This is a genomic window from Lentzea sp. NPDC051213 (genome assembly GCF_044455585.1).
In the GTDB taxonomy this organism is placed as follows: domain Bacteria; phylum Actinomycetota; class Actinomycetes; order Mycobacteriales; family Pseudonocardiaceae; genus Lentzea.
In genome coordinates, this window is the sequence record NZ_JBITEX010000001.1 from 381,539 (window position 1) to 393,797 (window position 12,259).

At 68.3% G+C, this 12,259-nt stretch carries 11 protein-coding genes; 8 read left to right on the forward strand and 3 right to left on the reverse strand.

The genetic code is table 11. From position 1 onward, the window contains the following. Window positions 1–17 precede the first annotated feature (17 nt). Complete coding sequence (locus tag ACIA8G_RS01785) at window positions 18–563, reverse strand: helix-turn-helix domain-containing protein (RefSeq protein WP_396416334.1); 546 nt, start codon at window positions 561–563, stop codon at window positions 18–20. 30 nt (window positions 564–593) lie between these two features. Between ACIA8G_RS01785 and ACIA8G_RS01790 the strand changes: the two genes are divergently transcribed. Continuing rightward, window positions 594–980: a hypothetical protein gene (locus ACIA8G_RS01790; protein ID WP_396416335.1), complete on the forward strand. Its 387-nt coding sequence runs from the start codon at window positions 594–596 to the stop codon at window positions 978–980. A gap of 45 nt (window positions 981–1,025) precedes the next feature. On the opposite strand, the gene ACIA8G_RS01795 is transcribed toward ACIA8G_RS01790, so the two are convergent. Further along, a complete protein-coding gene (locus ACIA8G_RS01795; protein ID WP_396416336.1) occupies window positions 1,026–1,916 on the reverse strand; it encodes a DUF4231 domain-containing protein in 891 nt (296 codons plus the stop codon). Between the two features lie 115 nt (window positions 1,917–2,031). On the opposite strand from ACIA8G_RS01795, the gene ACIA8G_RS01800 reads away from it, so the two are divergent. From ACIA8G_RS01800 to ACIA8G_RS01815, 4 genes are all read left to right on the forward strand, one after another. Further along, window positions 2,032–2,586, forward strand: coding sequence for a hypothetical protein (locus ACIA8G_RS01800; protein WP_396416337.1), 555 nt, complete (start codon window positions 2,032–2,034; stop codon window positions 2,584–2,586). 108 nt (window positions 2,587–2,694) lie between these two features. Then, window positions 2,695–5,577 (forward strand): alpha-L-fucosidase, encoded by a 2,883-nt coding sequence (locus ACIA8G_RS01805; protein WP_396416338.1) that lies wholly within the window; start codon window positions 2,695–2,697, stop codon window positions 5,575–5,577. A 44-nt stretch (window positions 5,578–5,621) separates the two neighbouring features. Continuing rightward, entirely contained in the window at window positions 5,622–6,470 is an 849-nt protein-coding gene (locus tag ACIA8G_RS01810) for a hypothetical protein (RefSeq protein WP_396416339.1), read from the forward strand. A gap of 7 nt (window positions 6,471–6,477) precedes the next feature. Next, entirely contained in the window at window positions 6,478–7,308 is an 831-nt protein-coding gene (locus ACIA8G_RS01815; protein ID WP_396416340.1) for an oxygenase MpaB family protein, read from the forward strand. Here the strand turns inward: ACIA8G_RS01815 and ACIA8G_RS01820 are convergent. Continuing rightward, window positions 7,298–8,062 carry an alpha/beta fold hydrolase gene (locus tag ACIA8G_RS01820; protein WP_396416341.1) on the reverse strand — a complete coding sequence of 255 codons (765 nt, stop codon included), beginning with the start codon at window positions 8,060–8,062 and terminating at the stop codon, window positions 7,298–7,300. The two genes, ACIA8G_RS01815 and ACIA8G_RS01820, sit on opposite strands and share 11 nt — an antisense overlap. Window positions 8,063–8,156: 94 nt before the next feature. Here ACIA8G_RS01820 and ACIA8G_RS01825 point away from each other — a divergent pair, with 94 nt between their 5' ends. The 3 genes from ACIA8G_RS01825 to ACIA8G_RS01835 all read left to right on the forward strand — a co-directional run. Next, window positions 8,157–9,641, forward strand: a complete 1,485-nt coding sequence (locus tag ACIA8G_RS01825; protein ID WP_396416342.1) for a chitinase — start codon at window positions 8,157–8,159, stop codon at window positions 9,639–9,641. 133 nt (window positions 9,642–9,774) lie between these two features. Beyond that, entirely contained in the window at window positions 9,775–11,094 is a 1,320-nt protein-coding gene (locus tag ACIA8G_RS01830; protein ID WP_396416343.1) for an FG-GAP repeat domain-containing protein, read from the forward strand. A gap of 29 nt (window positions 11,095–11,123) precedes the next feature. Then, a partial coding sequence (locus ACIA8G_RS01835; RefSeq protein ID WP_396416344.1) for a glucosaminidase domain-containing protein occupies window positions 11,124–12,259 on the forward strand: 1,136 nt, incomplete at its 3' end.

Consider the following 12,259-nt stretch of genomic DNA (forward strand, 5'->3'; position numbering starts at 1 on the left):
GTTCATTAGAATGAACGTTAGTGCTTCGGATACTCCAGCACCAGTACCGAGCTGACCTCACCTTCGACGGTCTCGTACGAGTGCGGGACCGTGCCGGGGAAGCACACGTAGTCGCCGGGCCCGAGCTCGAACGGCCGCTCGGTCGGCCCGACCAGCAGCCGCCCGCTGGTGACCAGCACGTGCTCCTTGCCGGGATGACCTTCGCTGGTCTGCGTCGCGCCGGGCCGCACCCGCTGGTCGTAGATCTCGATGACGGTGTCCGCGATGTCCATCCGCCGCATCAGCCGCAGGTCGACGGCGTTGCTGCTGAGCACCTCGACGTCCTTCGCCCGGACCAGCACGACGTCGGGAGGCTGCCGCTCGGTCACCAGCTCCGACACCGGCACGTCCAAAGCGTTCGACAAACTGAACACTGTGTCGATGGTGGGGTTACCCGCACCGCTCTCCAGCTGGGACAGCGTGCCCTTGGCGATGGACGACCGCCGCGCGAGCTCCGACAGGGACAACCCGCGCTGCTCCCGGAACGCCCTGATGTTGGCGCCGAGGACCTGACCCGCACTCATAGCCACTGATCGTTGCATAGGCTTGCGCCCATGACTGCGTACACGGAGGCGGAGGGGCAGACCCTCCGCACGGCCGTTTTCGGTGCCATGGTGCTGGTGTCCACGGCGGACCCCGGCTCGGTCGACGAGGAGAGCCAGGCGGGCATCAGGGCCACCACCCTGCTCTCGGACGACCTGCGTGCCGTCATCGCCGCCGCCCCGCCCTCACTGCCCGCCGGCTCGCCGTCCGATGTGGAGGCGGGCGTCCTGGCTGCGCTGCGCTCGGCGGTGCAGATCATCACCGCGCACGAACCGCGTGACGTCCCGATCTTCCGCGCCGCCGTGACGGAGATGTGCCGGTCGGTGGCGGGTGCGGACGGAGAGGTGGCTGTGGCCGAGAAGGAGATGGTGTCCCGCGTGGTGGAGGCGTTGGCTTAGCTCGGTCGTGGGTGGTGGTGGCGAGCACGACCACCCACCGCCTGGTCAGGTCGTGGTCGGCCGGGACGCGAGCCACGCGGCGTGCTCACGGCTGATCGCTTCCTCGGTGTCCGCCACCATCGCCGCCCACTCGCGCTCGTCCGCGTCGGCCAGCCTCTCCTCCTGCAGGGCGAGGTTCGTGGCCGCGGCCCCGTAGCTCAGCCGCAACGTCTCGTGCTGCTTGACGCCGAGCCACGCCGCACCACCCGCGACGGCCGCGGCCATCACGCCGGAGATGTCGACGTCCCAGAACCCGACCGCGCGGCCGCCCGCCAGCAGGATCGCGAGCAGCTCGCCGAGGATCAGCGCGCCGCGCCACAGCGACGCGCGGTCCTTGTTGCTGCGGGACTTCTTCGAGTACCAGATCTTCTGGTCGCGCACGCGGCACTCGATGTACTGGCGCCGGCGCTCCTCGAACGGCCTGCCGCGCAGCTCGGTCATCTGCGGCGTGGCGGACGGGTTCGCGCTGTCCATCGCGAGGTTCTGGCCGTTCTTGCGCACGACGTCGGCGGTCTGGGCCGCGAGCTCCTGGCGGGCCTTCGGCAGGTCGTGCGGGAACGGGTTGCCCGCCACGGAGAACCGCCAGGCCAGCGACTTGATGGCCTCGGCCACAGCGCGGCCGGACTTCCAGTCGTCCTCCGGCTTGAGGTTCCACAGCCTGACCTCGGCGTACAGCGCCGCGAGGAACCCGGCCATCGACACGACCGCCCAGAGGTCGATCTTGCCCGCCTTCCACGTCAGCGCGCCGCCGAGCGCCGCGATGATGGCGCTGAGCAGGCGCAGTCTGCCGAGCGCGAGCGTCTGCCGCTGCCCCCGCGCGGCGGCCCCGTCCGCGTCGTGGAAGAAACCCGGCAGGTCTGCGTCGATCATCTGGTGCTCATCTCCCTCTGCTGCCATCCGCTGATCGTGAGAGGCCAAACGTGTGTTACCACGTCTCGGCGCCGACGGTGGAGAGTTCTGCGGTGATGTAAGGGTGTTCACCCGGACAGCCGTGCGCGTGAAGGGAAATGCGGTGAAGCGTCTTCTTCCGCTGGTGGTGCTTCTCGCCGCGTGTACGTCGTCGCCGGGCAAGTCACCCGACGACCTGCACGGCGTGGACTGGCAGCGGGCGACGGTGACCGCGGACTTCTGCGGTGTCGAAGGACCGGTGACCCTCCAGGAAGGCAAGGCGCAGGCCCGCTCGACGACCTGGGGCGAGGTCGACCTGTGGCTCGACTCCCGCCAGCCCGTTTCGTACGGCGATGTCGACGCGGACGGCAGGGACGAGGCCGCGCTGTCGATGGGGTGTGGCACCGAGTCGAGCCAGCTGGCGTTCGGGTTCGTCGTGGTGCGGGCGGCGAACGGCAACCCCGAAATCATCGGCGAGATCAGCACGACGACGATGCGCGACGACGCGCCGCACGTGCCGATGCTGACGGAGCCGAGGTTCGAGAAGGGCGCGATCACGGTCAAGGAGCTCTGGTACCGGCCGGCCGACGCGAACTGCTGCCCGACCGGCGCCTCGCTGACCAGGTGGTGGCTGCGCGACGGCACGCTCAAGGCCGATCCGGCCGTCCAGGTGTCCTGACAGATCCGATGAGTACCCACGATCCAGGTCCGTCGTAGGCTTGACCCGCCCTGTCCCGGTTGTAATCATCGGACCTCTCGCCGCCGCCCCGACGAGAATGCGATGGTCATGGCACTACGACGTTTGTGTGTGGCCGTGGTGGCCGCGCTGCTCGCTGGCCTGGTGACGGTCGCCCTGCCTGCCGGGGCCCAGGCCGAGGTGCAGCACCCGAGACAGGAGTGGCTGCGCAAGTCGACCGCCGGCCTGTTCCTGCACTGGGGCATGTTCACCGCCCCGAAGCACCTGAACTGCGCCGAGTGGGAGCGCGACGTCACCGGCGGCGGGTGGACCCCCGACTACTGGATCGACGAGGCCCGCAAGCTCGGCGCCTCCTACGTCGTGCTCGCGACGTTCCACAGCCGGCTCGGTTACGCGCGGCCGTGGCCGTCCAAGATCCCCGGCAGCTGCGCGACGCAGCGCGACCTGCTCGGCGAACTGGCCAAGGCGGGCAAGGCCAAGGGCGTCAAGGTCATCCTCTACATGACCGACGACCCGCAGTGGCACAGCGAGCAGGGCGTGCAGATGCTCGACTCGGCCGCCTACTCCGCTCACAAGGGCGAGCAGGTCGACCTCACCACCCGCGAGGGCTTCGGCAAGTACAGCTACGACCTCTTCTTCGAGGTCATGAAGAACTACAACGACCTCGCCGGCTTCTGGATCGACAACGACAACGAGTACTGGGAGCGCAACAGGCTCTACGAGCAGATCCGCGAGCTGCAGCCGACCTGGTTGCTGAGCAACAACAACGAGGACACGCCGATCATGGACACGGTCTCGAACGAGCAGAAGACCGGCATGTTCCCGTCCTACGACTACCCGGCGGCGACGTTCACGCCGATGCCGCGCCTGTCCGAGGCCTGCTACAAGCTGCCCAACACCGGCGACTGGTGGTACGACGGCGGCAACCACGCCGTCGACACGCGCCTGAACACCGGCCGCTACATCACGAACGCCGGCACGTCGATCAAGTCGCTGATGGCCGAGACGCCGATGGTGAACGGCCGCATGCCAACGCAGCAGGAGACGTTCAACAACTTCATGTCGTCGTGGGTGCAGCCGATTCGTGAGTCGCTGCAAGGGGTTGAGGGTGCCGGGTACATGTACGGCGGCATGCAGCCAGGGTTCTGGAACGACGGCGCGCACGGCGTGATCACCATCAACCCTGCCAGCGGCAAGCAGTACGTGCACGTGGTCACCCGACCTCGTACCGACTTCGTCCGGTTGCGGGACAACGGATACCGCGTCACGCGCGTGACGGATCTGCGGACCGGCGAGCGGATGAGGTTCTCGCAGTCCGCCGGGCACGTGAGCATCGAAGGCATCACGAAGTGGGATGAGTACGACACGGTGTTCGCCGTGGAAACCGCCGGGCAGCAAGGCTTCTACACCGGCGTCAAGGCCTCCGCGACGTCCTCGAAGGACGGTTTCCCCGCCGCCAACCTGACCGACGGCAGCTACGAGAAGTTCTGGGACGCCAACGCCGCACAGCCCGTCTCGATCTCCCTGGACCTCGGCCGCCGCAAGGAGGCCGCGTTCCTCGCGATCAACCAGCGCGAGTCGTCGCCCACGCACGCCCGCGTGTCGTTCGGCCGGCCAGAGGATTCGAGTCGTATCAAGGACTACCAGCTGACGGCGTCCGATGACGGCCGCAACTGGTGGCACGTGCGGTCCGGTTCGCTGCCATCGGCGCGGGGCACGCAGTTCATCGACATCGGGTCGCAGGAGGCGCGGTTCCTGAGGCTGACCGTGCTCGACACTTGGGGCGGGTCGCAGGCCCCGGTGTACTTCAAGGCACTGAAGATCGACGAGATCCGGGTCGGGCACAGCTACCCGCGCTCCAGCCGGGCTGGCGCGCTGGAGGCCGAGCACGCCGCTCGGTCGGGTGCCGTCCGCGGCACGTTCTGCGCGGCGTGCTCCGGGCAACGGCAGGTGACCGGACTCGGCGGCGGCGAGCGCAACGCCGTGACCTACCGGGATGTTTCCGTTGCCACGGCAGGAACCTACAACCTGCGCCTCGACCTCACGGCTGGCTCCGCGTCCTCGGTGTCGGTCTCGGTGAACGGCGGCGCACCGGTGTCCGTCGCGGTGCCCGCGGACCGCGCCGACGTGCCCGATCCGACCTCGGTCGCGGTGCCGCTGAACGCGGGCAGCAACACGGTCCGAGTCTTCAGCACGGGCAAGGCCGTGGGCCTCGACCGGATCTCGGTCGGCGGCCTGCCGCCGTCGAACTACACGCCGAAGACCACGCTGACCGTGCTGCCCCACGGCATCCAGTGGGTCGCGCCGGGGCAGCAGTCCGTGAAGATCACCGCACGGCTGCGCCTCGACGCCGACGACCAGATCGACGCCGTCTCGCTGGCACCGGTCCTGCCCGCCGGCTGGACGGTGACCGGCGCGCCCGCGACCCGGTCGTCGATGCGCCTGGCCGGTCTGCTCGAAGGCACCTGGACCGTCACCTCGCCCGCCGGTGCCGACGTGGGTTCGGTGAGCATCCCGGTGGCGGCGTCGTTCCAGCTGCTGAGCTCAGACCGGAAGGTGTCGGGCACGGTGCCGGTGCGCACCAGGCCCGCGGACCGCGTGTTCGTGCGTGAGGCCGAGGATTCGGCTAACACCTTCGGCAGCACCGGTTTGACCGGGTGCGGGGCGTGTTCGGGCGCGGAGAAGGTGCGCAACATCGGTGGTTCTCCGGAGGCGGCGGTGATCTTCCCCAACGTGTCTGTGCCTGCTGCCGGTACCTATCGGTTGTTCATCCACTTCACGGTGAACGGGCCTCGGTCGTACTTCGTGTCGGTGAACGGTGGGGCGCCGGTCGAGGTGAAGCTCAACGGGGTCGGCAACAGCACTCCGTACGTGGCCGAGATTTCGGTGGCGTTGAACGCGGGGGTGAACACGATCAGGTTCGGCAACGATCAGGCCGGGGCTCCTGATCTGGATCAGATCGCGATCGCCTGAATCCCCGGCGGAACGGCACCCCGCCTCGGTAGGGTGCCGTTCCCATGGGGGATGACTGGCTTTCGAAGTTGCACTGGGCGGCAGAGTTCGAGTCGGCGCAGGACCTGGCGCCACTGATCCGCCAAGCCACGAACATCGACGAGATGGACGAGGATCGCACGGCGCTGTGGCGCGCGGTCCACGCGAGCAGGCCCGACAACGTCGCGGCGCTGCTGGCAGTGGGGGCGGATCCGTTGCGCCCCATGATGTACGGCTGGTCACCGGCCCGGCTCAGCCTCGCCACCGCGTACCCGCTCCCGACGGACGAGGTGCTCACGCCGGAGGAACTGGCCGCCGTGGAGGAACGCGACCGGCTCGTGGCGGCGCTCGGCGGCATGCCGGAGGACGACGGTTACAGCCTGGCGTGCGTCGCGGGCGTTGACGCGGAGTCGGCCCTGCGGTTGCTGGAGGCGGAATCGGTCGAGGTGTCCGAGGATGAGCTGGAGGACTGGTGGGAGGACCCCTTCGAGGGTGACGCCGAGGGCACGATCGGCGTCACGACCGTGCCCGGCGGATGTGTGCTGGTGCAGCCGTGGGGCTTCGACGCGTCGATGCCGGGTGTGCTCCGTCGGCTGACCGCCGGCTCGGTCGGGTACGGCATGTACGCCAACCCCAAGAGCGGCAACCAGGGCAGCATCCACCGCGACGGCGACACCGTCGAATGGGACCTGCATCCCGGCGGTGGCGTCGCCGAGGAGGAGACCGGGGAGGACGTGCTGCGGGCTCACCTCTACCTGGGTGAGGCGGCGGCGTTCTGCTGTGCGTACGCGGGGCTTCGGCTGGCGGACGATCGGGCGTTCACCTCGCCTGATCTGTGGCTGCGTCTTCCCGAACGCGAGTACTGGAACGCATGATGGACGGATGCTGGAGGCACTGCGGCGTCAGCTGAGCGACGGGCTCTTCGAGAAGGTCGCGGGTCCGGACCGGATGAAGCACGCCCGGCGGATCCACGAGACTCCCGGCCCGCGCATGTTCGCGGACGACCGCCCGATCCGGCACGTCCACGCCGACCACGCGATGTTCATCGGCGGCCTGCGGGCGTTGCTGCTGCAGTCGTTGCACCCGTTGGCGATGGCCGCGGTGGCGCAGCACTCCGACTACCGCACCGATCCCTGGGGGCGGTTGCAGCGCACCAGCCTGTTCGTCGGCACCACGACTTACGGCACCGTCGTGGACGCGCACAAGGCCATTGAACGCCTCGGGCGCGTCCACGAGCACATCCACGGCATCGCGCCGGACGGGCGTGCTTACCGGGCCGACGACCCGCACCTGCTCGCCTGGGTGCACGTGGCCGAGGTCGACAGCTTCCTGCGCTGCCATCAGCGCTACGGCGAGCAGCCCCTGGACGACTACGACGGGTACGTCGCCGACATGGCGGTCATCGCGGACGCCATGGGCGTGCCGGATCCGCCGCGCACCACGGCCGAACTCGAGGCGCGCCTTGACGGCTACCGCGGCGAGCTCAAAGGCACCCGCGAGGCTCGCGAGGCGGCCCGGTTCCTGTTGCTCAAGGCGCCGTTGCCGCTGTTGGTCAAGGGCCCGTACGCGATTCTCGCCGCCACGGCCGTATCGTCGTTGCCGGTGTGGGCGCGGATCCCGTTGCGGCTGCCCTACCTGCCGATCGCCGAGGCCACCGGTGTGCGGTTCGCGGGGCACGCGTTGATGCGCGGCCTGCGGTGGGTCACGGGCTGAGGAAGTCCGTCACCAGTGGCGTCGCCACGTCGCGGAACTCCTCGAAGTAGCCGTGCCGGGCGCCTTCGATCAGGTGCATCCTGGCGCCGGGAATCCGTGCGGTGATCAGGGGAGCGTTGGCCGCCGGGTTGAAGATGTCGTCGGTCCCGTGCACCACGAGGGTCGGCGCGGTGATCGACGGCAGCACGTCCCACGCGTCGTGCTCGGCGCTTGCGAACAAGTGCCGCTTGCGGGCGTGCGGCGGCATCTGCGGGTCGCCGAGCGTGTTGTACGGCCCGCGGTACGCCGGTGTGTACATCAGGTCTTCCAACGCCTTGCGCGCCTTCATCGGGTCGACCTGCGCCAGCGACCTGCGCACCTCGGCGCTGCGCTCGATCGCGTGCGGCCCGCCCGGCGAGGTGCAGCCCAGCACCAGCCGGTCGACGCGGTCGCGGTACGAGGCCGCGATCCACTGCGCGATCCGCCCGCCCATCGACGTGCCGTAGACGTGGGCCCTGTCGATGCCGGCGTCGTCGAGGATCGCGACGCAGTCCGAGGCGAAGAGCTGGGTGCTGTACGGCGAGTCGGGTTTGTCGCTGGAACCGGTGCCGCGGTGGTCGGTGACGATCGTCGTGAACGCCGCGGCGAACGACGGCCGCACCTGCGTCCACCAGCGGGAGGAGTTCGACTGGCCCGCGATCAGCAACAGGGGAGGGCCCGAGCCTTCCACCGAATAGCAGAGCGCGGTTCCGTCGGCGGCACGAGCGTGGGGCACGACCGGGGAGTCTACGGCCCTTGACTCGGGGTAGATGGTCTAGTCCAATTCGGATGACCCCCTGCCGGCCGCCAACGTGTGGGATGGAGCAGCCATGTTGTTCGCCCGAATATCCGCGGTGGCCGCACTGGTTCTCGGAACCATCATCGTCAGCCTCGCCCCTGCCAGCGCTGCCGGAGTCACGGCGACGTTCTCCAAGCAGTCCTGGGACACCGGCTACACCGCCACGGTGACGATCAAGAACGAGACCAGCGCGGCCATCAGCTCCTGGAAGGTCGAGTTCGACTACCCGGCGTCGACGACCGTCGGTGCCTACTGGGACTCGCTGCTCACCAAGAGCGGCAACCACTACGCGTTCGCCAACCGCGAGTACAACGGCTCGGTCGCGCCCGGCGCCAGCGTCACCTTCGGCTACAACGCCAGCGGCACCGCCGATCCGGCGAACTGCAAGATCAACGGTGCGGCCTGCACCGGCGGCGGCAACCCGCCGACGTCCACGTCCACCACCACAACGACGACGACCACGACAACGACGACCACCACGACCGGTCCGCCGCCCACGGGCAGCCTGCCGCGCAAGGTGCTCGTCGGTTACCTGCACGCCAGCTTCGCCAACGGTTCCGGCTACATCCGGATGAGCGACGTGCCGGACGAGTGGGACGTCATCAACCTCTCGTTCGCCGAGCCGACCAGCGCGACCTCAGGTGAGCTGCGGTTCGCCCAGTGCCCGGTGGCGGAGTGCCCGAACGTCGAGTCCGAGGCCCAGTTCATCGCGGGCATCCGGGCCCAGCAGCAAAAGGGCAAGAAGGTGCTGATCTCCATCGGCGGCCAGAACGGCCAGGTGCGGCTGGAGACGACGGGGGCGCGCGACGCGTTCGTGCGGTCCGTTTCGGCGATCATCGACAAGTACGGCCTGAACGGACTCGACGTCGACTTCGAGGGTCACTCGTTGTCGCTCAACTCGGGTGACGTCGACTTCAAGAACCCGACCACGCCGGTGGTCGTGAACCTGATCTCGGCGCTCAGGTCGCTGAAGTCGCGCTACGGAGCCAACTTCGTGCTCACGATGGCGCCGGAGACGTTCTTCGTGCAGGTCGGCTACCAGTTCTATGGTGGCGCGGGCGGTGGCGACGCGCGCACCGGCGCGTACCTGCCGGTGATCGAGGCGATGCGCAACGACCTGACGTTGCTGCACGTCCAGCACTACAACTCGGGACCTGTGATGGGCCTGGACAACCAGTACCACTTCATGGGCGGCTCGGACTTCCACATCGCGATGGCCGACATGGTCCTCGCCGGGTTCCCGGTGCGTGGTGACACCTCGAAGGTGTTCGCGCCGTTGCGCCAGGAACAGGTCGCGATCGGCCTGCCCGCGGCGGTCCCGGCCGGCAACGGGTTCACCTCCGTGGCCGACGTCCACACCGCGCTCAACTGCCTGACGAAGGGCTCGGGCTGTGGCAGCTACAAACCGAAGGGTGTCTACCCGAACCTGCGCGGCCTGATGACCTGGTCGATCAACTGGGACAAGTTCAACAACTACGAGTTCTCCAAGCAGCACCGGGCGTATCTGCCCAGGTAGGCGCTTCTGCAGGCCGCCTGCAGGTCACCTGCAGGCGGCTTGGAGCGATCTTGCAGACCGGTCCGCGAGTCTTTGTCCATCGAGGCCGAAAGCCTCGTACTGGGGGAAGACCAAGAGGGACTGGGGAACTCTGATGAAGATTCGCAGCGCAATCGCCATCGCCATCGCATGTGCCGGAGTGCTGGGTGCTCCCGGCATCGCCACCGCGGCGGCCGACGACTTCAACATCATGCTGACCTGCGCCGACAACGGCCAGAACGAGCAGGTGACCCGCAGCCAGGTGCTCGCCAGGGCGCAGACCTGGATCAACGAGAAGGTCGGCTACAACCAGGGGCGTTGCTACACCAACTCGCTCGGCGAGTACCGGATGGACTGCTCCGGGCATGCCTCGATGTCGTGGAACGCCCGCCGCTCGTACACCACCAGCGACATCCACCTGATCTCGCACAACATCTCGTTCGCCGAGCTCAAGCCGGGTGACGCGCTGAACCGGCCCGGCCAGCACGTCGCGATCTTCGAGCGCTGGGCGGACGCCGCCAAGACCAGCGCGGTCGTGCTCAACCACGGCGGGCCCGGCCCCGCGCACCGCACCACGTGGAACGCCACCGAGACCCGCAGCTACCAGCCGATCCGCTACGACCACATCGTCGACGACTCGCCCACGCAGGTCGGTTCGTCGCTGACCGGCGACACCAAGGCCGAGATCGCGGTCGTGCAGGCCAACGGCGAGGTCATGGCGTGGCGCAACGCCAACGGCCTGTCCGGTGAGCGCCCGTGGGACGCCAGCGTCGTCATCGCCGCCGGGTTCACCAAGGAGAAGCTGCAGTTCGCCGACGTCGACGGTGACGGCGACAAGGACACGATCGCGGTGCAGGACAACGGGACCGTGCAGGCGTGGCGCAACGCCAAGGGCTGGGCTCCCACCGCTGATCTCTACGACGGCGACAAGCTGATCGCCGACGGCTTCAGCAACGACAACATCTTCTTCGCCGACCTCAACGGCGACCGCAAGGCCGAGATCATGGCCGTGCAGCCCAACGGTGACGTGCTGGCGTGGCGCAACGCGAGCGGGTTCGCAGGGGAACGCCCGTGGGACGCGTCGCACAAGATCGCGACCGGTTTCTCGAAGGACAACCTGTCCTTCGCCGACCTGGACGGTGACGGCCGCGCCGAGATCATGACGGTGCGCGACGGCAACGTGCAGGCGTGGAAGAACGTCGGCGGCTTCGCGGAGTTCCCGTTCGCCGACGAGAAGAAGATCGGTGTCGGCTTCACCAAGGAGAACCTGCACTTCGGCGACATCAACGGCGACGCCCGCGCCGAGATCATCACGGTGCAGCCTGACGGTCAGGTCTGGGCCTGGCAGAACACCCGCGGCTTCGCCGAGAACCCGTTCGGCGACCACAAGGTCATCGGTGACGGCTTCGGCAACGACAACATCTTCTTCCTGTAGCAGACCGGCGATCCAGAAAGGACAGTGACATGAAGAAGCTCATCACCACCGGTCTGCTCGGCCTGGCCCTGGCCGCGAGCGTCACCGGCACCGCCGAGGCGAACCCCGACTTCATCAACACGATCCTGCCCTACGCCCAGGCACAGCAGGCGCAGCACCAGATCCCGACGAGCGTCGCGATGGGGCAGGCGATCCACGAGTCCGCGTGGGGCACCAGCAACTCGGCCCGCAACGACAAGAACTACTTCGGCGTCAAGTGCACCAGCCCGGACGCCAAGGGCCCGATCGCCATCGGCTGCCACGAGTACAGCACCATCGAGTGCGAGCCGACCTGCCAGACGGTCAAGAGGTGGTTCCGCGTCTACCGCTCGATGGAGGACTCGTTCCGCGACTACGGCCGGATCCTCACCACGGTCGCCGCCTACCGGCCCGCGTTCCAGTTCACCAACGACCCCGACCGGTTCGTCACGGAGATCGGCAAGGTCTACGCGACCGACGGCACCTACGGTCCCAAGGTCATCAAGGTCATGCGCAACAACGACCTCTACCGCTTCAACTCGGGAGTGCCCGCCCAGTCCGGGTCGTCGCTCACCGGTGACGGCAAGACCGACATCGCGGCCGTGCAGCCCAACGGTGACGTGCTGGCGTGGCGCAACGTCAACGGCCTGGGCGGCGATCGGCCGTGGGGCGAGTCCGCCACGATCGGCACGGGCTTCGAGGCCGACGCCCTGCAGTTCGCCGACGTCGACGGTGACGGCGACAAGGACACGATCTCGGTGCTGCCCGACGGCACGGTGAAGGCCTGGCGCAACGCCAAGGGCCTGGCACCGGCGGCCGAGATGTACGACGGCGACAAGCTGATCGCCGACGGCTTCACCCGCGACAACATCTTCTTCGCCGACCTCAACGGTGACCGCAAGGCCGAGATCATCGCGGTGCAGCCCAACGGTGACGTGCTGGCGTGGCGCAACGCGACCGGGTTCGCCGAAGAGCGCCCGTGGGACGCGTCGCACAAGATCGCGACCGGTTTCGCCAAGAACAACCTGTTCTTCGCCGACCTCGACAACGACGGCCGCGCCGAGATCATGACGGTGCGCGACGGCAACGTGCAGGCGTGGAAGAACGTCGGCGGCTTCGCGGAGTTCCCGTTCGCCGACGAGAAGAA